The organism is Paenisporosarcina sp. P4_D4 (assembly GCF_056401835.1).
In genome coordinates, this window is record NZ_JBFUIO010000005.1 from 14,453 (window position 1) to 40,129 (window position 25,677).

The following is a 25,677-nucleotide window of genomic DNA, read 5'->3' on the forward strand; positions in this document are numbered from 1 at the left end:
TCCCTTTCCGCGGGCGTTGCCTCAGCCTCCTCGCTTCGCTGCGGGGGGGTCTGCTAACGCCTATATCAGCATAATTCATTGCTACTGCAAAGACAGCAAGTTTTGGAGCTCTCCAAGCATTTCATCCCCTGGCTAGTCATTCTCATATATCTTTCCGATTCAAACCACCTGTGATATGATGACAGGATAATAAAGTGTGATTTTAATCAAGGGGTGTTTAATATGTATCCAGAGATACATAAGATCGATTTAGTGCAAACGGTATTAAAAAATTGGAAAGGCTTTTTCATCCCATATGAGATGGCATTATATGAGTTGAAGAGTGATTTCAATATTATTGATCTTGAATGGAAATCGAAACACGGATACTCTCCCATTGAGCATATGAAAACACGCTTGAAAACTATTATGTCATTGGTTGAGAAGATTGAAAATAAAGAAATACCGCTGACTCAAGAATCTATTAAACAAGAAATACGAGATATTGTTGGAGTCCGAATTGTCACTAGCTTTATTGATGATGTATATTTGCTGAAGGAACATATCGAGCAGCGTGAAGATATTCGCATGATTCGAGTAAAAGACTATATTAAAGAACCTAAAAAGAGTGGCTACAAAAGCCTTCATCTTGTTGTAGAAACGCAAGTCATCTTATCTAATGAAGTGATATGGGTTCCCGCGGAAATCCAAATCCGAACATCCGCTATGGATTTTTGGGCATCAACAGAACATAAACTCAACTATAAATATCAAGGTGAATCGATACCAGAAGAAGCTCAAAAACAATTAATTGAGCTATCCAATGCTTCCTCGTTACTGGACAAAGAGATGTCTAAATTAAGAATTCAACTACTATCTAGTGAAACAGATTCAAATGGATAAATAATGAAAACAGAGAAAATCTACTTGATAGATTTTCTCTGTTTTTTGTTATTTCTATAATTGTTCTTAAGAATCTAGATCGTATTGAAAAAATATTTTGTAACAAATTAACAGTATTTAATAGTTTTGTACAATATTCCCCCAAATTTTGATTCCCTTCATTCATCATTTTGACAAAATAAATAACATAATATTGCATAACTACATCTTAACGATGAAAAAAAGCGTATTTTGAATCATTTATTTATGAAATATTCCCCCAATTTACACAACTCCAAATATTCTTGATAATTATAAGTGTATATGTAATTGTAATGATTCAATGAAAATAGAAGATTTCTAAATAAATACTTAGAACCTATTAGAATCATTGTTTCGTAATTCATTGCACTACATATTTAATAAGAAGACAGAGACTTGGAGGAAGAAAATGGGGAAAAAAGCAAACAACAAAAGTAAGGTCGTGAAAAGCTTAGCTGTATTTGCTCTATCATCTAGTTTTATTTTAAGTTCTATTGTACAAGTACCAACTACTGCGAAAGCGGTTAGTTATTCGAGTACTGAAAATTTACTTGCTAATTTAACACCAGAACAAAGAGCTGCACTTAACCAGATGGCTACAAATGAATCAACAGGTCTTCAACTTTCTTCGGATATTGATTTAACGACAACGGAACAAACCCATGTAATTGTCGAGTTTGCAAATAAACCAGCAAAAGTTGCTAAGATTGAAGCGGCATCAGAAGGTCAACAACTATCAGATTCTGAAGCATCAAATTTAGTTGATCAAGATCATGAAACATTTCAAAAAGATTTGGGACAAGTATTAATTGGTGAAAATAGTAAAAAAGTAAATTATAAGATTAATCGCTCATATAAAAATGCATTAAATGGTGTTTCAATGAGTYTMCCTGCAAATCAARTTMARAATCTATTAAAATCAAAAGTAGTCAAATCAGTTTGGAGTAACGAAACGTTTACGATTGATCCKCCTGTTCAAGGAAAAGATAATGATCCATTACAAGCAGATGAATTCAATATCGCAAATTATACACCTTATGATGGATTAAACCGTTTACATGCAGAAGGCTATACCGGTAAAGGGATTAAAATMGGTATTCTAGATACTGGAATTGATTATAACCATCCAGATTTAAAGGATGCTTATAAAGGTGGAYATGATTTTGTCGATGATGATAATGATCCAATGGAAACAACTTATGCGGATTGGAAGAAATCAGGARAACCTGAATCTAATGGATCMTCGGTTTATTACACWRAWCATGGTACACATGTTGCTGGGATTATTGGAAGCCGTGGAGTAGCGAAGGATACTGAGTATACAACAGTTGGAGCAGCACCAGAAGCAGATATTTATGCGTACCGAGTGCTTGGACCATATGGCAGCGGACAAGGTGACGACATAATTGCAGCTGTCGATCGAGCTGTGAAGGATGATATGGATGTTATTAATATGTCATTAGGTAATTCACTTAATGATCCATTATATGCAACTTCAATTGCTGTAAACAATGCAGTATTAAGTGGAGTAACAACTGTTGTTGCAGCGGGGAATAGTGGCGATAAAAATTATACGCTAGGTTCACCAGGTGCTGCAGCCTTAGCGTTAACTGTTGGTGCATCATCTGTTGCAATTGATATTTATCAATATGCAGGTGCACATAATGGGGAGAATTACAATTTAAGACAATTAGCAAAAAATTATAAAGATGATTTATCTACATTAAAAGGAAAAACTCTCCAACTTGTTGATGTGGGACTCGGAGATCCAGCGGGCTATTCAGGAAAAGACGTAAAAGGGAAATTTGTACTCATGAGCCGAGGAGTTTATACATTGGACTCTAAAATAGCGTATGCCAAGGAACAAGGTGCTGCTGGCGTTATCATGTATAATGATGAAGCAAACAAGGCCGAGGGTGCAATTCAGTCCTTTTTAGGTGAATCAGTTAATTCGATTCCTTCATTCTCTGTTTCAAATGAAGAAGGATTAACGATCTTGGAAGCATTAAAAACTGGTAAAACTGATTTCACATTTGGCGATTTTACTAAGATACAAACAGCATCCGATGAGTTAGCACCATTTAGTTCTAGAGGTCCTTCWCGAATRAATTATGACATTAAACCGGAAGTAACTGGACCAGGTGTTTCGATTCTTTCAACCGTCCCATTTTACGTAAACGATAAAACAGTRGATGGAACAAAACCGGAAGATTATAAATATGCATATCAGCGTTTATCAGGAACTTCAATGGCAACCCCTTATGTGGCAGGTGTTTCAGCATTATTATTACAATCGAATAAGGATCTTGAGCCTGCAGACATTAAATCAATTTTAATGAATACGGCTGATYCACTTTCAAAAGCTTATAGTGTATTTGAAATCGGTAGTGGTCGTGTTGATGCATATGAAGCAATTCATTCGAATGTTGAATTTGAAGTAGTAGATAAAACACCTACAAGTMTCAAKGGAAAACAAAAGWTAATCAAAGAATTAACGGGTGGAATCAGTTTTGGTTCATATGGATTTGATGACCAAGATATTWATGATTCACGTAATATTACAGTGAAAAATAGAAGTGAAMAAGCAAAAACATTTAGTGTAAATGTTAATTTCCAAACAGGATTAAGAGGATCCAAAGATGCAGCTCAAAATGGAGTGACCTTAACAGGTCCAACTTCAGTTAAATTAAATGCAATTAGTCAAAAATCAATTAAATTTGAGTTAAACATTCCGAAAACAGCCGAAAAAGGAACATATGAGGGATATATCGTCTTTACAAATAATGAGGATTCAACTGAGCAATATCAAATTCCATTTGGTGGCCGTGTAGTGTACGAGGGAATCGATACATTAGAGCTAATTAATCCATTGTATACAAACAAAATGTCAAACCCAATTGCTAATTTCTATCCGTTTATGGATGGTTCATTTTCATTAAAATCACATATGAAAACATTAGATGTTGTCATTCAAGATCCAAAAACAGGTGAAGATTTAGGGTTAATTGKATCATTAAATACAGKCTTACTGAATGAAAATCAAGTATATAGAGTTTCAGCACTAGCGGGTGATTCTTACTTCCCATTTACAGGTGATTCAAAAAATCCGATCAGTAGTGATAAAAAATTAATTAGACCTGGTCATTATAAATTGAAACTAGTAGGAACAAGTGAAAGTGGAAAAACATTCTCTATGGCAAAAGATTTTATGCTGGAGTATGGAACTCCAAATTTTACAGCTAGCTTTGATTCGTTAGATCAAAAAGTAATTGAATATAGTGATAGCGATCTAGATTCAAAGGGACAAATGTTATATGACTTTAAGCTCAACATAAATGATCCTGAAATCGATGAGGCGAAAAAGTACGGTATTCCAGTTGAACAATCAAGAAATTCATTTGTTTATCGGTATGCATCACCATTTCCTTCAAAACCTGTTTTTGTAGATAAAAATGGTGACTATTCAGATCAAATTTTAGTTGATAGTAAATATGCAACATTACCGGTAGTGTTCTATGCTTTAGATGCTGCAATGAATGCTTCTTCCTATCAACACGTTGTGTTTACAAAAAATACAACACCTTACTATTATTTGAAAGCAAATAAACAAAGTATAACTACTGGAGAGACAATAAATTATACAGTTCGTTCAAATAATGTTAAAAACCTAAAAACGACAAAATTAACAATGCAAGTAGAAAAGGATCAAGGTGCAATTGAAAATGTAATTGTTAACGATGAGGTTAAACAATATGGCGGCGCACAAGTTTCAGTAACAACTGCACCAACAACTTGGGAAAACAGATTACAATATACGTTTACATTTACGTATTTAGGTGATAAAACGTTACCTGAGGACCTACAGTTATTTAATTTTGACGTAAAAACTCTAGATAAAAGCTATACTACAGAACCTTCAATTGGATGGGATTACAATGCAACGACTATTGACCAATCAAATGTAGAAATGAAAAATGTTTTCACTTATATAGATAATTATACTGTAAATGCAAAAGTGTCAAAGTTAAATGGTAAAGTTCAAATAGAAGGTGCGAAAGATCCAACTACAGGCGGACAGAATATTGCAATTGATCACAGGACATTAGGAACGAAAGTAACATTAACATCATTTGATGGAAAAACTGTCCTTGAAGCACCAGTTACATCAAAACAAGGTGATTATACATTTGATGGTATTAAGGCAGATACAAAGCCGTATACGATTAAAGTAGATGTTCCTGGACACTTTACAATGTATAAAACAGTTGACTTCCTATTTGATGACATTCGTGGAGAATTAATAGGTAGGTCTTACAAAGACTTATTAAAAGTTGCACGAGCTGGGGATGCAAATAAAGATAATGTAATTGATGTAATGGATGCATTATATCTACAAACAAATTGGGGAACAAATAAATCAGGAGCAGATTTGAACTTCGATGGAGTTGTTGATAAAAAGGATATGAATCTTCTTATTAAAAACTATGGATTACAAAATAGTACAGTTCCGAATGCACCTAAAGCGAAAACTTCGTATAAAGGTTCTACATTAGATACTGTGTTAAATCAGTTAGGATTAAAATAATCCTAAGCTAGTTTCTATAATCAAACGAAGAACCATTTTATGGCTTACTACAGTAAATAGACAGTAATTAAATAGGATTTTAAGAAGCCTTAGCCCTTATTTTATTGGGTTAAGGTTTTTTAATTACTTTTGAAATCAATCACTCTGCGTTCAAAAAGCATCAGTTCTATAAGGGTAAGGGTTCATTTAAAATATCTGGCTGACCTTATAATACGATCGGGGGCTTATCTGGAATATCCAAGCAGTGCGGATGTTCCAGGACAATCTTCAACGATCGGGCACGTTTCTTTAGGAATGAGGAATGCACTTCTTATTTAACAAAAAAAAAATTTAATAAAGGCCGGGAATTTATGAAGGGTTTACTATTAGCTATTCTAGGTGCTTTCGCTGGTTGATTATTTGGGGTGGTAAAAAAAGGCATATCACTTATGATAAGTGATACGCCTTTTATTCATGATTGATTAGTAATTCCGCCATTTTTAAAGCTTTATTAGCTTGCTCTGATTTATTATAATAGTTAAATAATTCTTTTTTTGAGCGTTGGATCCAATAGACAATACCGAATTGTTTAAACATAGGTAATGCATGATCGCGTAAGAATTGATGGTATTCTTGTTCCTTATCTTGAATTAAATAACAAAGTAGGTTAAATAAATTTATATATATTTTTTCATTTTTCTTTATAGCAGTTTCAAGTCCCTCTTCTGCTATCTGCAATAATTTATCACGTGGAAGTATGCTCCCATTTAATAAACTTCGAATATAACCCTCTAAAGAAAGTAAATAAGGGTTAGATTCATTATCTTTCATACTCATTGAATCTTTATAGTACTTACTTGCTAGTTCAAAATTATTTCTTCTAAAGTATTCATATGCTAAGTTGTGTAATAATCTTGCTTTCCGAACAGGTGAATTACAAAGTTCGCAGCTTTTGATTAACCTTTCGAAACTTTGAATGGGTTCTTTAGAATCTCCAACATCTTTTACTTGAATCAGCATTAGCATTTCTGCATCAATTACTCTGAGATAGTTATTAATTTCTTTAAAAAATTCACGCGATTTATCTGCGTAAAAATAAGCCATGACTGGTGATTCGATGGAATGATATGCGACTGCTAAATGGTATGTATACTCTTTGTTATTATAATCTGTTTCATTAATTGATTTTAACGCTTGTATTGCTTTAAGATTTTCATGTTTGGTTAAATAGTAAATACCTAATACGTGTTTTAATAGATTAGCTTCGTAGGATGATAATTTATCTTCATTCTTTTGTATTTCATAGATGATGTTTAATGCATCCTCAGTTAAATTATGCAAAAGTAAATATCTAACCCGAAGTAATTTATAAAGATTTTTATAATCTGAGATTTGAATTAAGTCTTCTTGCTCAAGTTCTTGATTGATAAGATCCATTTCATCAAACAATTGCATGATAATAACATCTTGCCAATGAGTTAAGAGCTTTTTAATATTATTTAGTTTTGTTATCTCGTATTCAATATTTATACCTAGACGTTCTGATAAAAGAGTAATAATTTCAGGTGCATATTCAGTGTGTAAACGCTCAATTTTACTAAGATGTGTACCAGAACAAATACCTTTTCCTAATTGCTCTTGAGTAAATTTGTTTTTTTCGCGATAATATTTAATGATTTTCCCCTCAATCATAAGGAAATTCTCCTTTTAGAAAAATATTATTTGACGTGTTTGAGTAATAGAAAAACAAGATTCCCCCAAGTTATTTTCTATAAAATTTAATGTTTTTAAAATTTTTTATAATGATTTTATATACTCTGCTTTGAAATATGAGCAACTTTATGAACAATTTCCCTTACATAAATGCTTAAGTACAATATAAATTAATGGAGTTTTCAAATTATTTACATTCTTACATTACACTATCCTTCTTTCGGGAGGAATGCAATGTACTAAGGAACTACTAAGGCATATCCAACCATTTTACTACCAGTAAATGTTATTTTGCTATTATATTATAAGGAGAGTGTTGAGGGATGAAATTTCGAAAGAAGAAAAAACTTCTAAATTATTAGCATCAAGTTTTCTTACATCTTTTACATTGCCGCAACAAAAGTCTTATGCAATCTCAAATTACTGAATCGATTTTAAATCGACTATCAGAAGAACAAAGACAATTTTATAAAATGATTAACATCACAAGTAGGCTTTTGTTATTGTTTAGAAAAACACCCATACCAATCGGAGATTAACCTGATTGGTGTGGGTGTTTGTGTGACCACATTTATTTTTGTTTTTGAATAATCGGTTTTAAGCGATAGCCAAACAAACCGGCAAGAACCGCTAGCAGGAGATCTTTTGGCAATGGTACGGCCATCCAAGCCCAAGCCATTTGGTATGAAAATCCTTCTGGAGCTGCAAACCAAAGCTTATATGCAGCGTACATCCAATTCGTTCCTAATAGGTAGTTGACTGCAGTTCCGACCAATGCAGCAATTACAAAACCAACTTTCGTTGGGAACTTTTCAACAATGAGACCTGCGAAATATGCGACAAAAATGAAGGAAACAATAAAGCCAAACGTTGGACTTAGAATTGTGTCAAATCCACCGGAAAAGTTTGCGAATACAGGTAACCCTGCCAAACCAATCAATGCATATACAAGCATGGCGATTGCGCCAGTGCGTTTTCCTAATAAGAGACCAGCAAGTATGGCGAAGAACGTTTGAAGAGTGATTGGGACACCGCCGATGATTAGAAATGAAGATATGTTGGCTCCAATCATCATTAATGCGGCAAACATCGCTGTTTGTACCAATTGTAAAGTACGTGAATGATTGACTGTTCTTGTTGCTGTGCTACTTGTCATGTTTGTGAACCCTCCCAAAACTCAATATAGCATCAGTATAGAAAAACAGAGTTTATTAGTCAACTTATTTTTAAAGTAGGTTAACACATAAAATAGAGAGTTAAGCGTTACTTTCTTTCAATAGGTATGGTGATTGGTATATACCAATATGTTTTTTCGCATACTGTTGAGTGGAAGGACGTGAAAATGGTGAGTTTTAGTAAGGAGACAAAGGTACATATATTTCTATTTATATTGGTTATAGCTGTTTTAGTGTGGTCTGTTATCAAACCGGCCGTTTTTATGACATGGGTAGCAGAAGTGGGGCCAGCAGTGGTCGCATTAATTGTAGTAGTGGCGACATATAATAAGTTTCGCCTGACAACCCTTTCTTATTTCATTATCGCACTCTTGTCCATCCTTACATTTATCGGTGGTCACTATACCTATGCCGAGGTTCCTCTATTTAATTGGCTAAAAGAAGAGTTTCATTTAGCTCGCAATCATTACGATCGATTTGGACATTTTCTAAAAGGGCTATCAGTTATTGTTATTAGGGAAATTTTATTGAGGAAAACCCCGTTATTTAAAGGGAGTTGGCTGACAGGCATATCCATCAGTATGGTACTTGCCCTTGCAGCTTTATATGAAATCGTTGAATGGATGAGTACAAAATTGCCAAATGCCAAAAAAGTAGCCAAAGACTTTTTAGGCATGCAAGGAGATCAGTGGGACGCGCAATGGGATATGTCGTGTGCGTTGTTGGGTGCCATTTTATCCATCCTTATATTGAACGGTTTACACAACAGACTAATGACTAAACTGGATGATTTGAAGGAAAGATAGCCAAATAATCGTGAATATTAACCTATTCACAAGAATTGTTAGCATTCGTTTAATTAAATAGTCTTCGCAATCATGTCCAAGAATTTTTGGGGTTCTTCAGTGAAAGGGAAATGGTTGCTTTCTCTAAATGTTAATAGGTTTGCATTTGGGATGGCATGTGCGATTTGTTCAGAAAACAAATAAGGACACTGAGCATCATACGAACCACAGTAAACTGTTGTCGGTATAGTGATCGTCTTTAAGTGAGGCACAAGGTCATAGTTAGGCAGTTCAGAGTAGGAATAATAATTGAGTCGCGCAGGTACTACACTTCCACTATTTGGGGTGTTGAAATACTCCTCGTATTTCTCCGGGTGGTAAATGGACATTTCGGTCCACTCCCGTCCTGCAGCCCTCTTTTTTTCATTAGCGCTAGTGGGTGAGTTTAGTATACTGAGTATTTCAAGCAGACGTTTGTTATTCGGATTGTCTTTACAGTAAATACTTCCTGGATGATTCATATATTCTTTAGATGCTGAAGCTCCTCCAATGACGATTTTCGTTAATGAATGTGGTGTTTGTATGGCATACACGAGTCCAAGCATGCCTCCCGTGGAATGGCCGGCAAATGCCCATTTTTCGAAATGAAGCGCCTCTCGAATGGCTTCCAAATCGCTGATGGACTCTTTCATGCTTAAATCTTCATCACGTATGTATTTGGCTGATTTGCCTGCGCCGCGCAAGTTAACGAGATAAACAGTGTAATAATCAGTAAATGCATTTGCAAATGTATTTCCGTTCGCATTATAGGCGCTATACAAATGAGTCACACAGATGGGTTTGCCATTTCCTTTTATGAAAATCTCGAAAGTTCCCCTAGCTGTTTCAACGTTTTGTTGGTTCCACATGCCTTGTAGCCTCCATTAAATTCTCCGCGTATTGGCGTGTTATCTATTTAACTAGACTTTGAGCTATCATGATTCGTTTGGCTTTAATAAAAGCAATTGAATCCAACAATTCTTCTTTGCCTATCGGATGATTGTCGATCATGAAAGTGTATTTATCGATGATGTCATCGAAAGGATACTGAAAATTAACCGTATTGTTCTTCTGTTCCCGACCCAATAAATAATCCACCGAGACATCAAAAAAATCGGCAATTTTAATTAAATGACTATTGCTTGGCTCTTTTTTATTTAATTCGTAACTCCAGATAATGCTTTTTGCAACATCCAGATTTTCAGCTAACTGTTCAGAGGTGATACATTTTTTCGTTCTTAATTCTTTTAGTGTGTTTCCCATTTTAAACAATAAGTTCATTCCCTTTTCATGTAAAATATTTGAATTATATTTAAAAAAATACAATAGTTAGAATATTATAACATTTAAGAGTCGGAATGTATTGCTAAAAGATTTAAATTCTTTTTCAAAAAGAATAAATGAATTGAAAGAAAATCATTATTAATATTGCTAAGCAAGGGAATTTTAGATAATCTAAGTTAGAATATTCAAATATTATAGCAGCAAAATAATTAGAAGGATCGGTGAATAAATGGAGATTATCACGAAAGATTTACTTATCAATTTTCTATTCATTCTTCTTCCATTATTATTACTGCAAATGTTTTATTTGTTAAAGTTCGTTTATCGAATTGAAAAAATGAAAGAAAATCTCTTTACGGTTCTCTCCCTGTTCTCCATTTTTCTTTGCATGTTATTTCCTTTTCCGGTAGGGGATGGGCTTATCTGGGATTTGAGGAGAATACCATTCGTTATAGGTGTTTTATATGGCGGACCGAAAAATGGGTTCTTATTGCTCATATTCGTGATTGTAGCGCGTTATTTTATGTTGGGAGTAAATGATGGGTTTTATATAACCATTATTACGTTCACCCTTTTGGCGGTTACCGTCAGTTTTGTCTCCCGCTATTATCTGAAAATGACGCTGGAGCAAAAGGTATTGACGAGCAGTTCATTAGTATTATTGTCGACGATCATCACATTTATTGTGGTATCCCTATTTTTCAATGTAATCGTGAGTGTGAATATGTGGCTTCAGTTTTTTTTCATCACTTTTTTAGGAACAGTGATTGTCACTCTACTAATTGAAGTAATCCGAATAAACTCGGATCTGTTGGAAAAGCTCATGAAAGCAGAGAAATTGGAGGTAGTCAGCCATCTTGCAGCGAGCATTTCCCATGAAGTGAGAAACCCGCTGACAACTTGCAAAGGATTTTTGCAATTATCCTATGATGAAGAACGATCGCCAGAAATCAAACAATACCTCGGTACTGCTTTACAGGAACTCGATCGAGCATCGGATATTATTAATGATTACTTGACTTTTGCGAAACCTGTTCCAGATAAGGTAGAAAAAGTCTTCGTAAATGAAGCGGTTCAAAATGTCTTGAACATTCTTACACCTTTGGCAAATATGCAGGATGTCCAAGTTTTTTACCACCCAGATCAAAGTGGGCATGCCAATATTTCAGGTGATCGAAAAAAACTGGAACAATCCTTGATTAATATTGTGAAAAATGGAATTGAATCCATGCAGAAAGGCGGGAAATTGGAAATTTATACAGTTGCAGAATATCCTAAAGTCCGCATCGCGATAAGTGATGAAGGAAAAGGCATGACTCAACAGCAAATCAATCGTCTTGGCGAACCTTATTTCACGATGAAAGACAACGGTACAGGACTAGGAATGATGGTATCGTTCAGTCTGATTAAAGGAATGGGTGGGGAAATTCATGTGGAGAGTGAACTCGGCAATTTCACAATATTTACGATTGAATTCCCAATGGTGACGTAGAGAAACAGTAACATATGGAAAGAGTGGTAGCTGGGGAATTAAAGATCCAGTCATCACATTTATACTTAGGTGTGTGCACATGACAGTTTGTCTGATACTCAATTATTTGAATGATGAGCAGTCCCAACATCATGCAATGTTGATGAATAGAAAAATCCTTATAAAACAAATACGTGAATAAAGAATCAAATATAGTTAAGGTGGCTGGAAATTTATTTTCAGCCATCTTTTTGTGTCTAATTGATAACTTTATCAAATATTCCCAATGTGATTTCCTTGAAATTGTAAAATAATGCTAACTAATCAATATATCGTGTGTTATTATGATGGGTATAATTTACAAATTTTCGAAGGTGTTTAATGAGGAAGGGGAAAGCTTTATGATGAAGATTTTTGGGTGGGTGATTGCCGTCTTAGTATTTATTGGGGTTGGTTTATATTCAACAACCGTATTTGCCTATCACTCTTCGAAAGAGTTGTTTAACTTTCCTGTACCTAAACATGCCGAACTAATTGAAGAAAATACAAATTGTAAGACGTACGAGTGGTCTCATGCATCTGAAGAGGATGGAATACCGGTAGCATATGAACTTGTGTTAAAAGTAAATGGGTGGGAAAAAGGAGAAAGCGAAGGCTCCTCGGTTTATTACATAAAAGGCAATCATCAAATTGATGTGATTTCTAACACGGATTTATTAACACTCCGGAAGATAAAATAATTAACGACAAAATTTCACTAAAGAAAACAGGGTGATTTCAGTTGAAGAATAGCTCGTCTATTGTAAAAGGTTACAAAGAAATGAACATCCCCTATACTTTGCTGAGCAATCAAAATCACTCAAAGAATTTAGTCGTTTTTCTACCTGGAACTGGATATACCGTACAAAGTCCGCTTTTTCACTATGTCAAAGATTTATTCAGTCAGAGGGACTTTGATGTGTTGCAGATTAATTACCAGTATAAAGATAAAGCTTATACTGAATTCACCAAGGAAGAAATAATCGAAGCGATAAAATTCGATGTAAACACAGTTATTGATGAGGTTCTAAAGAACGCTTCTTACGAAAACTCATTCATAATGGGTAAGTCATTGGGGACAATTGCTATGAATTCTGTCTTAAATAGGATGGAGTTCATGGAGGCCAAAGCTATTTGGTTAACACCGTTAATCCAACTAGGTGAGGTTTTTTCTGCAATGGCTGCAAGCAATCATAAAGGGTTGTGTTTCATTGGGGATAGAGATGAGTGTTACATAAATGAACGATACGATGTATTGAAAAACAATCCGAATATCGTTTCTCGTCTGATTCCTAATGTCAATCATAGTCTAGAATACGATAATTATTCGGTAGAATCTATTGATGTGATGAAGAGCGTTGTTGTTGATATTCAAAATTTTGTTCAGCAAAACGTGTAATAGATGCATAGGTCCAGCAAATTTTTACTTCTTTGTACGAGCGGGACGTCCTTCCCTTTTTGGATGCAAGGGCTCTTTCAATGAGTAAGAAATTTTATTAATGAACAGTAAGCGAGGTCAAATGTCTTCCGTATTTGATTTTCGAAGGTTTTGCATTCGTTGGTGTAACAGACCGTCTGACTGTTTGTTTTCTCCTGTAATAAACTCGGTCATATAATGCGATAAATATTTTCCGTAATTGTTCTCGGTATTCAATATTAATTCATCTACATAATATGCTCCTTTAGGTATTTGATCCAAGAGCAACACGCTTAGGGAGGCATAGACTCCACAGGCTACTTGGAAATAAGTTGCATTTGTTTTGTACTTAGAAAAGATGGCTTCATTGTTTAATACATTATACATGTACCGTTCTTTGTCCGGATAAACAAGCAACACACCTACTAAATCTTCGCCAGTTAATGCTGCGTCTCGAGGGTCGAGAACCTTCATCTCATAATTCCACAATTTATCCACGTCTTCTATATTTTCACGAATCAAGTTCGTGGTATGGTCATTTACCTTGTACAAGAATCCAAATTCCATATCATATAGCTTACCAAGTGAACAAACTTCTTCATGTGGCATTAAACAGCCCCAAAATCGTTTCTTTCCCAACGTTACCTTGAATTCAAGATCATAGACTTTCTCATATAAGAAGAGGGGGTTATGGTGCTTAAAGAACATGGGATGGCTAAGAATAGCCTCGTCGAGGAAACATTCGGGTGACCATGTGGTGTAAATCACATTCTTTTTGGCTAGTTTAGGATTTTTATAAAACGAGTTGTCATGCTCTACGATGTAACAGCCGATTGGCTGATTTTCTGATGAATCTTTCTTTAGAAGTTCCAGAGCCATCCACTGAACGACACCTGGATTCATACCAGAACTAATAATAGCTGTGTGGTTCAGGAGTTTATTTTTATGTTTTTCCAAATGCCTAAATCGTTCAATCAAGCCAAACCCTTCAAATAATTCTTCGTTCTCATCTATCATGGTATTCTCCAATGCGGTATTCACATAGCTTACACCGAGCTGATCACAACAGTGCAACATATCAACTGTATCCGCCCAAGAAAGGTCAATGACAACAGATGTCTGGGTGTTTCTTAAATGAGCCATAAATTGCTCGGTGTCTCTCAAATTGAATTCATGATATACAAATTTATCCTGTAAGTGTGGATAAGAGAGAGCAAAGTGAGATGCTTCTTTCTGTTCATGATCAATTAAATGAATACAGCAATTATTCACTACTCCATTTAATGGATCCTGCTTATCCTGCACGGAGTTGTCTAGAATTGATAGTATCCCGTTCGCTACACCGCCTGCACTGCCCAATATCGTTATTACGTGTTTAGTGTTATTCATATCAAAGCCTCTTTTAGTTTTTATACATAATCTATGTGATAGAAAATAATAGGTTTAGGTGTATGGTGCATGTCATCTAAGTATTGTTGTTAGTTGGATTCACAATAAAGAATAGATTCGCTTTAGCGATTATTCCCACGGTTTTTTATAAAAAGAAACATCTACAAACTATTGAAGCAAGGGATTTGTTTCACTTTAAAACCACTGTGAAATCAGTAAGCGTCAAAGCGTCAAATTGTAAATGAATAAAATTAAATAACTAATAAAAAAGGATGAAAAGGACTGCACGAAAGTATTTGTTATGTAATAGAATAATAAAAATCAACTGTACTATAACAACGGGAGGCGGATATGTGATTGAGCGTAACCGTTTAAAAATTGCGAATGAATTTTATCGGTTTGTTGAGGAGGAAGCATTGCCAGGGAGTGAAGTTTCAAGCGACAGGTTTTGGGAAGGATTCAGCCAGCTTATCCATAACATGGCTCCAAAAAATCGGGTACTGTTGACTGTTCGAGAACAGTTGCAGGCAAAAATTAATGATTGGCACACCAAACACAATTGGTTTGAGAATCGGGAGCAATATGAAGCTTTATTAAAAGAGATAGGTTATTTGGAACCAAGGGGAGAGCCTTTTCAGATTACAACAACTCAAGTTGATGACGAGATTGCAAAGCTTGCGGGACCTCAGCTTGTCGTACCGGTCAATAATGCCCGGTATGCAATAAATGCGGCCAATGCGAGGTGGGGAAGTCTTTATGATGTGCTATACGGATCGGATGTCATCGATGAACAAAATGGTGCACAACGAGGGACTACGTATAATCCGCTACGCGGACAACATGTAGTTTTGTATGCCCGTAAGTTTTTGGACCAAATTATACCGCTTGAAAAAGGATCTCACACGCAATCGACTGGATATCGCATCGAAAAGAATCAACTGATCGTTGATTTGGGAAGCGAATATTCAGCTTTGCAGGAGCCATCCAAATTTATTGGATTCACGGGAGATAAAGCGTTGCCGTCATCCATTTTCCTGCGAAACAATGGACTCCATTTGGAAATTCAAATCGATCGGCAGCATCCAATCGGTAAGGCTGACCCTGCAGGAGTAAAGGATTTATTCACCGAATCGGCTTTATCGACCATTATGGATTTTGAAGATTCGGTGGCGGCAGTTGATGCAGAAGACAAAGTGCTCGTGTATCGAAACTGGCTTGGTCTCATGAAAGGAACTTTGAAGGCGACTTTCAAAAAGGGGCAACGAGAAGTAGTAAGGGAGTTGAACGCCGACCGCTCATACCTGACGCCAACTGGAGAAGAACGAATGTTACGCGGTCGTTCCCTAATAATTGTACGAAATGTTGGTCACTTAATGAATTCCAATATAGTACTTGATGAACGAAATCAGGAAGTGCCGGAAGGAATCATCGATACGGTGATATCCAGTTTACTTGCAAAACATGATCTTTTGAAAACAGCAAGTTTCCGTAATTCCGATCAAGGTTCAGTTTATATCGTTAAGCCGAAAATGCACGGCTCGGCTGAAGTTTCCTTTGCAAATGAACTGTTTAATAAGGTGGAAGATTTGCTGGGAATGGAACGCTATACGTTAAAGATAGGCGTGATGGATGAAGAGCGAAGAACTTCTCTTAATCTTGAAAATTGTATACGTGAAGTAAAAGACCGGATTGTCTTTATTAATACAGGCTTTTTGGACCGAACGGGTGATGAAATCCATACATCGATGCTCGCAGGTCCCGTCATTCGAAAAAATGACATGAAATATTCATCATGGCTACAGTCATATGAGAAATCCAATGTTGATAATGGGTTGGTTTGTGGTTTTCCGGGACGCGCTCAAATAGGGAAAGGCATGTGGGCGATGCCTGATCGTATGAAGGAAATGATGGAGCTGAAACTCGGTCATTTGGAAGCGGGAGGAAATACGGCCTGGGTACCTTCTCCGACAGCCGCAACTTTGCATGCACTACATTACCACCAAGTCTGTGTGACGAAGGTTCAAGATAGGCTGAAACATGAGATTCAAGACAGAACGACCGATATTTTAACCCTTCCTTTAGCTAAGGAAGAATGGTCATCACATACAATTCAACAAGAACTGGATAACAATGCACAAGGACTGCTTGGCTATGTGGTGCGTTGGGTGGAGCAGGGAGTGGGCTGTTCGAAAGTGCCTGACATTCATAACGTAGGATTGATGGAAGACCGTGCAACATTGCGCATATCAAGTCAGCATTTGGCAAATTGGCTACAACACGGAATTTGTACAAAAGAGCAAGTTTTGGAGACTTTAAAGCGAATGGCCAAAATAGTAGATGAGCAAAACGGGGAGGACCCGATGTATCATCCAATGTCTGCTGATTTTGATGGATCTATTGCTTTTCAAGCAGCTTGTGAACTTATTTTTGATGGGAAAGACCAGCCGAGTGGCTATACGGAGCCGATATTGCATCGCAGAAGACTGCAATATAAAGCGCAAAATTCTAGTGAAAATAGCTAACTTTTGAGTAAAGAAAAATAAAAAGGAGGAAACCCCATGTTTGAAAATCAACCGGATATCAATACAAACGAGATTACACCAACTGTTATGTATCAATCCAAAATGGATAGAAAACCATTGAATATTTGCCTCGCTTGCGGCCAGGAATTTGATAGTTTCAAAGAATCGATTCAATGTTGCGCAGATTTGGACTGATTTTTCCAGTCAACTGTTTTAAAACCATTTGATAATAAAATGAATGAAAGAGGAGATTGTGACATGATAAACCGGAAACAACAAGCTGACCAATTAAAGGGAAGTTGGAGTTCCAGCCGCTGGCAAGGAGTGGAACGACCATATAGCGCGGAAGATGTCGTAAAGTTAAGAGGGTCCATCGTCATTGAACAGACACTTGCAACTTTAGGTGCTAAGCGTCTCTGGGAGCTTGTCAATACGGAGGACTACGTCAATGCACTAGGCGCGCTGACTGGAAACCAGGCGATGCAGCAGGTGAAGGCGGGGTTGAAGGCAATCTACTTAAGTGGTTGGCAAGTGGCTGCAGATGCCAATCTCTCTGGACACATGTATCCTGATCAAAGTTTATATCCGAGCAACAGCGTACCTCATGTAGTGAAAAGAATTAATCAGGCGTTACAACGTGCTGATCAAATTCAGCAAGCAGAAGGAAAGGGCGATACATATTGGTACGCCCCCATTGTAGCGGATATGGAAGCGGGTTTTGGCGGAACACTGAATGTATTTGAGTTGACCAAATCAATGATCGAAGCTGGGGCTGGCGGTGTGCATTTGGAAGACCAATTATCCTCAGAAAAGAAATGTGGTCACTTGGGTGGGAAAGTATTACTTCCGACACAAACAGCCGTCCGCAATCTCATTGCTGCCCGTTTGGCTGCTGACGTGATGGGTGTTCCAACGGTTATCATTGCGCGGACGGATGCGAATGCGGCCAATTTGATTACGAGTGATGTGGATCCATATGATTATCCTTTCATTACGGGTGAGCGGACGCCGGAAGGTTTTTACCATACAAAAGATGGAATTGACCAGGCAATCGCCAGGGGACTTGCGTATGCTCCATATGCCGACTTAATCTGGTGTGAAACGTCCGAGCCGAACTTGGGTGAAGCAAGGGAATTTGCAGAAGCAATTCACGATAAATTTCCCGGGAAACTTCTGGCATACAACTGCTCGCCATCGTTTAACTGGAAAAAGAAATTGGATGAAGAAACGATTGCCAACTTCCAGCAAGAGCTAGGTAAGATGGGGTACAAATTTCAATTCGTTACACTTGCTGGATTCCATGTTCTGAATTACGGGATGTTTGAGCTAGCAAAAGGGTACAAGGAGCGGGGAATGGCTGCTTATTCTGAGTTGCAGGAAGCTGAGTTTGCGGCTGAAGAAAGTGGTTACACGGCTACCCGTCACCAACGCGAGGTGGGAACAGGTTACTTTGATGAGGTATCGCTTGTTATTTCAGGAGGCACATCGTCGACGACTGCGTTAACCGGTTCTACTGAAGCAGAGCAGTTCCAACAAGATTAATAATATATCAAGAAAAAAACCAGTAGAGCATATGCCTACTGGTTTTACATGCATTTTTAGATTTTGACCATTCAGTTTAGATTTTCAACCAGTCGGAGCGGGTTATTGTCCATTCAGTCTTATTTTTTGACCACTCAACCGACGTTATTGTCCAGTCACAAGTAATTTCCGACCATTCAGCGTTTTACCCATTACCATTAATTATAAGATCTTATCCAAAAATTCTTTTGCTCTCGCCGTTTGTGGCTGAGTAAAAAATTCAGCTGGTTTGCCTTCTTCTAGTAAAACACCATGATCAAGGAACAGAATGCGGTCAGCAACTTCGCGGGCAAAGCCCATTTCATGTGTGACCACGACCATCGTCATCCCAGACTTGGCAAGATCTTTCATGACATCCAATACTTCTTTCACCATTTCTGGATCAAGAGCTGATGTAGGTTCATCGAATAACATGAGCTCAGGTTCCATGGCAAGCGCACGGGCGATAGCGACACGTTGTTTCTGACCCCCTGAAAGACTGCCTGGATAAGCCTTTTCTTTCTCGGATAAGCCTACTTTTTTCAACAGTTGTCGTGCCTTTACCTCAGCATCTGGCTTTTTAACGCCTTTAGCTTTCATGGGTGCATACGTTAAATTCTCAAGAACGGTAAGGTGAGGAAACAAGTGAAAGTGTTGAAAAACCATTCCAATTTGTTGTCTCAACTTATGAATAGGCGTTTTTGAATCGGTTAGGTCTTGGTTTTCAATCAGTATCTTGCCTGACGTTGGTGTTTCCAACATATTCATGCAACGTAGAAACGTTGATTTTCCAGAGCCTGAAGGTCCGATAATGGAAACAACTTCTCCTTTGGCAATCTCAGTGGAAATATCATGCAGTACTTCGTTGTTGCCGAATTTTTTAGATAGTTTCTCAATTTTGATCACTGACCTTCAACCTCCTTTCAATCATTCGACCGATTGTCGATAGACCAACGACCATGATCCAATAGATAAAGCCGACGAACAGCAGCGGTTCGAAATTACGGTAAATATCCGCACCAACTACTTGTGCACGACGCATTAAATCCAATACGGAAATCGTTGAAACAAGCGCGGACTCTTTCGTCAGAGTGATGACTTCATTCATGAGTGCCGGTAGAATGTTTTTCATTGCTTGCGGTAAAATAATGTCTTTCATCATTTGTCTGTATGGAACACCCAATGCCATAGCGGCTTCTGTCTGTCCTCGATCCACTGCCTGAATACCGGCACGGATGATTTCAGAAATGTAGGCAGCAGAATTCAATCCAAAAGCCAAAACGGCTGATAAAAATGGAGAGATATCATAGCCTGTCAGTTGAGGAACGGCAAAATAAAATGTCATCAACTGTAGAATTAGTGGCGTTCCTCTGAAAATCGAAGTATACGCACGAGCAAACCAATTTAATGGCTTAATGTGACTAATCTTGAACAATGCCAATATCGTTCCGAGGATAAATCCAACGATTAATGCGACGATGACAAATTTTAACGTTACCCAAATTCCTTCTAACATAAAAGGAATATAAGGCGTGATTTGCGTAAAGTCCAAATTCATGCCTTACACCTCATTTCTAGATTTCTCTTTTTGTTTGATTCAGTAAGTCTTTATTGACTTTTTATTCTTCAGACAACCACTTGTCTTTTAATTCCTGTAGTTTTCCGTTTTCTTCCGCTTCTTTTAGAACCGCATTCACTTTTTCAGTCAGTTCGCTTCCTTTAGGGAAAGCCACTGCCATTCCTGGAGAGCTTGACGTAGTGTCTTCAAAACCAGCCAGATTCTGTTCAGCAATAAATCCTTCAGCGACCGCTTTATCCACGTAAGCAACATCAATTCGGTTTGACAACAATTCCTGAATTAATATGTTAGCATTATCGACCGCTTTGATTTCAAAGTCGACTGTATCTTTTTTGATTTTGTTAGCGCCATCTTCTTGGATAGTACCAAGTTGGACACCAAGTTTCTTGCCTTCCAAATCTTCAATTGTTTTAATATCTGAATCCTTTAATGTAATGAACATTTCGCCAGATTCGTTATATTCAGTAGAAAAATCAACATTTTTTTTACGGGCCTCAGTTGCAGACATACCGGATAGTACCATATCGATTCGATCGCTTTGCAAAGCGCCAATTAAACCATCAAACTTCATGTCATTAATTTTAAGCTCATAACCTAGTTCGTCTGCAATGTAGTTGGCCAAATCAATATCAAATCCTTCGAATTCACCCGTAGTATTTCGTGATTCAAAAGGAGGGAAGTCGGCAGATGTAGCCATTTCCAATACTTTTTTATCACCAGAACCTGCCGTATCATTTCCTGTTTCATTCGAAGCGGTGTCTCCACACGCGCTCATAAGCATTGCTCCAAGTGTAAGTGTTCCAATTAAACTCCATTTTTTCATCATGTATAATCACTMCCGTTAATATATAGTTTTGTGTTAAATGGAGTTTATCACGATATTTATAAGTTGGGAAGCATTTTTATTCAAAAAATTAAAAATTAATTTTTCAGAACTTTATAGGTAAAAAGTTGTGGTAAAGGCATTAAGAGGGGTTGTGAGTGCTAATGTTTTATATATTTCTCTTTTTTGTGTATAAAAAAATGCATATTTATACGAAGGGTTGTAGGTGGTAGAGAAGGATACTTCAAGTTAAAAAGTTAATTTTCAATATTTTCGGTCGAACGTACATATAGTAGAAAGCAGGTTGATATTACATAGAAAACGTTTACCCGGGAGAAGGTGATCAAGATCAATCACATTGAGAAGGCACTTCTATTCATGATAGTATTACGACTTATTGGAGGAAGTGTAGAAGTAACAGCGGCTTTATTAATGCTCAAATTCAATGACTTGGAGAAAGCGTTTTATATTAATACTCTACTCGCTTTAGTGGGGCCAACTATTTTAATCCTTACCACAGGAATTGGATTAGTTGGACTGGCCGATAAAATCCCGTTAACCAAAATGATTTGTCTATTCAGTGGAATTCTTTTGATTTTATTCAGTTTGAAATCTAATTAAGAATGAGTTTCATAAAAATTTCCACTATGGTAGAAGAAAATCGAGAAGTCAGGGTCCAGGTAGACAGATTGGCTGTCCAGGTTGACACATTGAGGTTACAGGTTGACACATTGAGGGTCCAGGTAGACAGAATGCCTCGCCAGGTTGCACAAAATGATTTTCGCACCAACAAATAGGACCGAATCAGTTCAAAAAGACTGATTCGGTCCTAATTTTTTTGCAGTGGTTTATTCTTTTTCTGCTGATTGAATGACTTTTTGTCCATCAATGATCACGTAGAATACTTTAATTTTTGCGCCTTCTTCCAATTCAGCAAAGAATGGTTTCGCTGTTTCAGACAATCTCATTGCTTCCGCTTCATTTTGTTCGTTTTTCACTTCGATGGAGTTTACATCCTGGAGTCCCACATAAGTAACTGATGTTTCTTCAACCTTCAATTTATCTCCAGCAGATGAAGAACCAGTGCCATCCCAAGTTACTTCTGTGGAGGCCTTCCAATCTTCAGCTTCATTGGCAGTTGACCAAACCTCAAGTGTGTATTTTCCAGCCGGCAACTTAGAGAGACCTTCCGTTGCATCAAACTTCATCTCAAGAATTTCACCGGGTTTCAAGATTTTTTCCTGCAACATTTGTGCGTACATCTTGTTATCGGAATCCTTGTAAACAACTGTATCTGAGCTATCGATTAGTTGATAATCAAAGAGCTGCGAACTATTCATCGATAATTTAACGTCTTCCTCTTTGTCATTCCTCAGCTGGAAAACAAATTGGTGGGCGCCATCTGTAGTTTCTTCTGACAGACTGTGCACAACGGAGCCAGCGGCGATTTCGTTATTTTCATTTCCAGAGCCTGTGTTTCCTTCTTCTGATTCACTTGTATTTGCAAATGTTCCACAGCCTCCCAATGCAATGAGGATGATTGCAGTCGAAGTCACTTTTAGCATATTTTTCATCTTTAAAACCACCTTTCATTAATACTAATTAGACCGTGAGAAAGCAAAAAGAGTTACGGGAAAAGATAGAAAATTGAATAAAAAGGATTTTTGACCTACATCCTCCAATGGATAATCAACCGAATTAAAGATGAAATGATATGATAAAACAAAAAAAGGGGTGTCCGATGAGCATTGGAAAAATTCAACGCATAGTGAACTGTATGGCGACGAATGTACAAATGAAAGACATACAGTTCGTGCAAACTGAACATCGCCTGAAGCTTGCAGAGTTTTGGGGAATTCGAGAAGGCAGTCGCGTACTTGAGATAGGTTGTGGTCAAGGTGATACGACGGCAGTTCTTGCGTATTTAGTAGGGGATAGAGGCTTTGTGCACGGGGTGGACATTGCTCCACCTAGTTATGGAAGTCCAATAACTGTTGGAGACGCAGCAGAATATTTAATGAAATCAATGCTAGGAAAACAAATACGTATGGAGTTTGAGTTGGATGTGTTAGCAGCGGAAGTCGATTTTCCTGAAAACTCATTTGATTACGTTGTTCTGTCGCATTGTTCCTGGTATTTGAAATCGGCAGATGAATTACAAGCATTGTTGGAGAAAACGAAGAAATGGGCGAAACAATTGTGTTTTGCTGAATGGGATCCACGACTTCATACCATTGAGCAATATCCTCATTTTTTAGCGGTGCATATTCAAGCTCAATTCGAGTGCTTCAAAGAGAACAGCTTCTCAAATGTACGGACATTGTTCACACCAAAAGATTTAACGACTATTGCTGAGAGTGCTGGTTGGACGATTAACGATGAGCAATCTATATCTTCTACAAAGCTCCAAGATGGGAAATGGGAAGTTGATATGACGTTAAGTGATTACCAAAAAGAACTCGAGGAAATTAACCATATGCCATTGAAATTAAAAGAGCTAATCAAATCCGAAGTGAATTTGTTGGAAGAAGCCTTAAAGAACTATCCTTATTTACAATCGTTGTCTACATATGTTTTTACAGCGATCTAGTTGAGAAGACCAGGTCCTTTGTAGGGTTTCGGCTGGTGGCTATACGATGAAGTATACGAGAGTGAAAATGGATATAAATATCATGTGCTTCTGGACAACCCCTTGCAGGAAATGAGAATTGTTGCAGCAGATGTAAGGGTAGTTGAAGTAACAGCAAACAATAAATAAATTCATGATTAACTAATAAAACTCCCCTTAATGGATGGGGAGTTTTTATGTTTGAAAATAAAGATGCTTATGGAGGCTACAGCCCGGATTGAATGCACTTCGGCAAGCTGGACAAGTGGAGTTACAAGAYAGATACTCATCAATGGTCAATTCATGCCCGCAAGCGCCACACAATATAGCTTTTTGATTGAACTGTTCAATTGGCCAAACTTGAGGAGAATCACATCCAACCTCTTCGTGGCAGGAGAAACAAGGATAATAGGTATCGCAACAATAAAACTTGATGGCGATTCGATCGATTTCTGAATGGTAATGAAGGCAGCGTGTTTCGTTATCGACATCATTCCCTTTTACTAGGTGTCCATGAATGATCATTGGTAATCTCCTTTTTAGCGCTATTGAAGTCATTTAACCATACTAATTAAAGGAAGTCATTCACTTAATAATAATTATGGAAAAATATTCTTGATAAACATTGTAGAACAACATACATCGTGTTACGATGTAAAAAGTTATTAATCATAAGGAGGGGTGTTAATGGATAAGGAAATCATGAAAGGCAGTATCKATATATTACTTCTGTCCATTGTAAATACAAAAGACATGTACGGTTATGAAATGGTGAAGACATTAAAACATAATAGTGGAGAACTTTACAACATGGGTGAGGGAACATTATATCCAGCTTTGAAACGTTTGGAAAACAAAAAATGGCTTGAATCTTATTGGGATAATCCAGAGGTCGGTGCCAGAAGGAAATATTATCGCATTACAGATTCGGGGAAAAAAGAGTTGGCCCGGAAGTTACAAGAGTGGAAGAAGATAAGTGACTTAATCAAAGTATGTTCGGAGGGAATAGCATGGATCAAACCATTGAAGCCTACATTAGGRAAATCGTAAGTGAACTTAATTGCGATGAACATGAAAAAAGTGAAATGACTGAAGAAATGACAGGGCATATCCTTTTATTGAAACAGGAATTTCTGGAGCAGGGATTTTCTGAATCAGAATCCACACATAAAGCATTGCAAAGCTTTGGGGATGAGAAAAGTATAGAAGAAGGATTCCAACACTCTATATTTCCATACTATAAAATGTTCAGAAAGATTAATTGGCTTTTATTTGGCATCTATTCTTTAATTGTTCTAAGTAACTTACTTTTCTTGAGGATATTATCGAGAATCATTAATTATAAATTTGATTTCAATCAATACTTTTATATCTCGCCAGAATCTAATGGATTCTTCGATTTAGCCACATGGCAACAAAATTCGAATTTGATCCCATTTGGAAATACTTTTGAATATTTAATGGGTGCGGATAAATTCAATGTGGACATTATCATCAACAATACGTTAGGGAATGTGTTGATTTTTATCCCTCTGGGCATTTTCCTTCCCATCTTATTTAAAAAATATCAATCATTCACTCAATTGATTGTGGGAAGCATGACCATAACGTTTACTATTGAAGTGTTACAGTTTTCCCTTCAAATTGGCCAGTTTGATATTGACGACATCATTCTCAATACGATTGGTGCGGCAGTTGGCTTCTTAATCATCAAGCTCTTGATGAGAGTAGCTAAGTTATCAAGATTGACGATATTTTATAAGACTACAAGTTAACCAAAATCTATATTTAATCCCTCTCGTTTTT

23 protein-coding genes and 1 pseudogene are annotated in these 25,677 nt (G+C 37.0%); 14 read left to right on the forward strand and 10 right to left on the reverse strand.

Going from position 1 to position 25,677, the window contains the following annotated elements:
• The first annotated feature begins 222 nt into the window (after positions 1–222).
• Entirely contained in the window at positions 223–882 is a 660-nt protein-coding gene (locus tag AC1DSL_RS02805) for a GTP pyrophosphokinase (protein WP_477531082.1), read from the forward strand.
• 430 nt (positions 883–1,312) lie between these two features.
• Positions 1,313–5,488, forward strand: a complete 4,176-nt coding sequence (locus AC1DSL_RS02810; RefSeq protein ID WP_477531083.1) for a S8 family serine peptidase — start codon at positions 1,313–1,315, stop codon at positions 5,486–5,488.
• Positions 5,489–5,935: 447 nt separating this feature from the next.
• Here AC1DSL_RS02810 and AC1DSL_RS02815 read toward each other — a convergent pair whose 3' ends face one another.
• Positions 5,936–7,159 carry a helix-turn-helix domain-containing protein gene (locus tag AC1DSL_RS02815; RefSeq protein ID WP_477531084.1) on the reverse strand — a complete coding sequence of 408 codons (1,224 nt, stop codon included), beginning with the start codon at positions 7,157–7,159 and terminating at the stop codon, positions 5,936–5,938.
• A 592-nt stretch (positions 7,160–7,751) separates the two neighbouring features.
• A complete protein-coding gene (locus tag AC1DSL_RS02820) occupies positions 7,752–8,336 on the reverse strand; it encodes a biotin transporter BioY (protein ID WP_016428597.1) in 585 nt (194 codons plus the stop codon).
• Positions 8,337–8,525: 189 nt separating this feature from the next.
• On the opposite strand from AC1DSL_RS02820, the gene AC1DSL_RS02825 reads away from it, so the two are divergent.
• Positions 8,526–9,161, forward strand: coding sequence for a DUF2238 domain-containing protein (locus AC1DSL_RS02825; protein WP_477531130.1), 636 nt, complete (start codon positions 8,526–8,528; stop codon positions 9,159–9,161).
• Between the two features lie 53 nt (positions 9,162–9,214).
• Here AC1DSL_RS02825 and AC1DSL_RS02830 read toward each other — a convergent pair whose 3' ends face one another.
• Both AC1DSL_RS02830 and AC1DSL_RS02835 read right to left on the reverse strand, forming a co-directional pair.
• Positions 9,215–10,048 carry an alpha/beta fold hydrolase gene (locus AC1DSL_RS02830; RefSeq protein WP_477531085.1) on the reverse strand — a complete coding sequence of 278 codons (834 nt, stop codon included), beginning with the start codon at positions 10,046–10,048 and terminating at the stop codon, positions 9,215–9,217.
• A 43-nt stretch (positions 10,049–10,091) separates the two neighbouring features.
• Positions 10,092–10,442 (reverse strand): helix-turn-helix domain-containing protein, encoded by a 351-nt coding sequence (locus tag AC1DSL_RS02835; protein ID WP_477531131.1) that lies wholly within the window; start codon positions 10,440–10,442, stop codon positions 10,092–10,094.
• Positions 10,443–10,692: 250 nt separating this feature from the next.
• Here AC1DSL_RS02835 and AC1DSL_RS02840 point away from each other — a divergent pair, with 250 nt between their 5' ends.
• The 3 genes from AC1DSL_RS02840 (at position 10,693) to AC1DSL_RS02850 (ending at position 13,372) form a co-directional block, all read left to right on the forward strand.
• Entirely contained in the window at positions 10,693–11,955 is a 1,263-nt protein-coding gene (locus AC1DSL_RS02840) for an ATP-binding protein (RefSeq protein ID WP_477531086.1), read from the forward strand.
• Between the two features lie 380 nt (positions 11,956–12,335).
• Positions 12,336–12,674, forward strand: a complete 339-nt coding sequence (locus AC1DSL_RS02845) for a hypothetical protein (RefSeq protein ID WP_477531087.1) — start codon at positions 12,336–12,338, stop codon at positions 12,672–12,674.
• A gap of 41 nt (positions 12,675–12,715) precedes the next feature.
• Positions 12,716–13,372, forward strand: coding sequence for an alpha/beta family hydrolase (locus AC1DSL_RS02850; RefSeq protein ID WP_477531088.1), 657 nt, complete (start codon positions 12,716–12,718; stop codon positions 13,370–13,372).
• A 117-nt stretch (positions 13,373–13,489) separates the two neighbouring features.
• Here the strand turns inward: AC1DSL_RS02850 and AC1DSL_RS02855 are convergent, their stop codons facing one another.
• On the reverse strand, positions 13,490–14,779 hold the full coding sequence (locus AC1DSL_RS02855) for an S-adenosylmethionine decarboxylase related protein (RefSeq protein WP_477531089.1): 1,290 nt from the start codon (positions 14,777–14,779) through the stop codon (positions 13,490–13,492).
• A gap of 353 nt (positions 14,780–15,132) precedes the next feature.
• Between AC1DSL_RS02855 and AC1DSL_RS02860 the strand changes: the two genes are divergently transcribed.
• The 3 genes from AC1DSL_RS02860 to aceA all read left to right on the forward strand — a co-directional run bounded on the left by AC1DSL_RS02860 (position 15,133) and on the right by aceA (position 18,843).
• A complete protein-coding gene (locus AC1DSL_RS02860; protein WP_477531090.1) occupies positions 15,133–17,301 on the forward strand; it encodes a malate synthase G in 2,169 nt (722 codons plus the stop codon).
• 36 nt (positions 17,302–17,337) lie between these two features.
• On the forward strand, positions 17,338–17,496 hold the full coding sequence (locus tag AC1DSL_RS02865; RefSeq protein WP_016428588.1) for a hypothetical protein: 159 nt from the start codon (positions 17,338–17,340) through the stop codon (positions 17,494–17,496).
• A gap of 63 nt (positions 17,497–17,559) precedes the next feature.
• Positions 17,560–18,843: an isocitrate lyase gene (aceA, locus tag AC1DSL_RS02870; protein WP_477531091.1), complete on the forward strand. Its 1,284-nt coding sequence runs from the start codon at positions 17,560–17,562 to the stop codon at positions 18,841–18,843.
• Between the two features lie 201 nt (positions 18,844–19,044).
• On the opposite strand, the gene AC1DSL_RS02875 is transcribed toward aceA, so the two are convergent.
• The 3 genes from AC1DSL_RS02875 to AC1DSL_RS02885 all read right to left on the reverse strand — a co-directional run bounded on the left by AC1DSL_RS02875 (position 19,045) and on the right by AC1DSL_RS02885 (position 21,266).
• Complete coding sequence (locus AC1DSL_RS02875) at positions 19,045–19,767, reverse strand: amino acid ABC transporter ATP-binding protein (RefSeq protein WP_477531092.1); 723 nt, start codon at positions 19,765–19,767, stop codon at positions 19,045–19,047.
• Positions 19,754–20,419 (reverse strand): amino acid ABC transporter permease, encoded by a 666-nt coding sequence (locus AC1DSL_RS02880; RefSeq protein WP_477531093.1) that lies wholly within the window; start codon positions 20,417–20,419, stop codon positions 19,754–19,756. The genes AC1DSL_RS02875 and AC1DSL_RS02880 overlap by 14 nt, the downstream gene beginning before the upstream one ends.
• A gap of 61 nt (positions 20,420–20,480) precedes the next feature.
• Complete coding sequence (locus tag AC1DSL_RS02885) at positions 20,481–21,266, reverse strand: transporter substrate-binding domain-containing protein (protein ID WP_477531094.1); 786 nt, start codon at positions 21,264–21,266, stop codon at positions 20,481–20,483.
• Between the two features lie 345 nt (positions 21,267–21,611).
• Between AC1DSL_RS02885 and AC1DSL_RS02890 the strand changes: the two genes are divergently transcribed.
• Positions 21,612–21,884 (forward strand): YqhV family protein, encoded by a 273-nt coding sequence (locus AC1DSL_RS02890; RefSeq protein ID WP_477531132.1) that lies wholly within the window; start codon positions 21,612–21,614, stop codon positions 21,882–21,884.
• Between the two features lie 227 nt (positions 21,885–22,111).
• On the opposite strand, the gene AC1DSL_RS02895 is transcribed toward AC1DSL_RS02890, so the two are convergent.
• Positions 22,112–22,837: a BsuPI-related putative proteinase inhibitor gene (locus AC1DSL_RS02895; protein ID WP_477531095.1), complete on the reverse strand. Its 726-nt coding sequence runs from the start codon at positions 22,835–22,837 to the stop codon at positions 22,112–22,114.
• 167 nt (positions 22,838–23,004) lie between these two features.
• Here AC1DSL_RS02895 and AC1DSL_RS02900 point away from each other — a divergent pair, with 167 nt between their 5' ends.
• Positions 23,005–23,853 (forward strand): class I SAM-dependent methyltransferase, encoded by an 849-nt coding sequence (locus tag AC1DSL_RS02900; RefSeq protein WP_477531096.1) that lies wholly within the window; start codon positions 23,005–23,007, stop codon positions 23,851–23,853.
• Positions 23,854–23,898: 45 nt separating this feature from the next.
• Positions 23,899–24,021 (forward strand): annotated as a pseudogene (locus AC1DSL_RS02905) (hypothetical protein); the annotation flags it as partial.
• 45 nt (positions 24,022–24,066) lie between these two features.
• On the opposite strand, the gene AC1DSL_RS02910 reads toward AC1DSL_RS02905, so the two are convergent.
• Entirely contained in the window at positions 24,067–24,396 is a 330-nt protein-coding gene (locus AC1DSL_RS02910; protein ID WP_477531097.1) for a CHY zinc finger protein, read from the reverse strand.
• 162 nt (positions 24,397–24,558) lie between these two features.
• On the opposite strand from AC1DSL_RS02910, the gene AC1DSL_RS02915 reads away from it, so the two are divergent.
• Positions 24,559–24,921: a PadR family transcriptional regulator gene (locus tag AC1DSL_RS02915; RefSeq protein WP_477531098.1), complete on the forward strand. Its 363-nt coding sequence runs from the start codon at positions 24,559–24,561 to the stop codon at positions 24,919–24,921.
• Complete coding sequence (locus tag AC1DSL_RS02920; protein ID WP_477531099.1) at positions 24,882–25,646, forward strand: VanZ family protein; 765 nt, start codon at positions 24,882–24,884, stop codon at positions 25,644–25,646. The genes AC1DSL_RS02915 and AC1DSL_RS02920 overlap by 40 nt, the downstream gene beginning before the upstream one ends.
• The last annotated feature ends 31 nt before the right edge of the window (positions 25,647–25,677 follow it).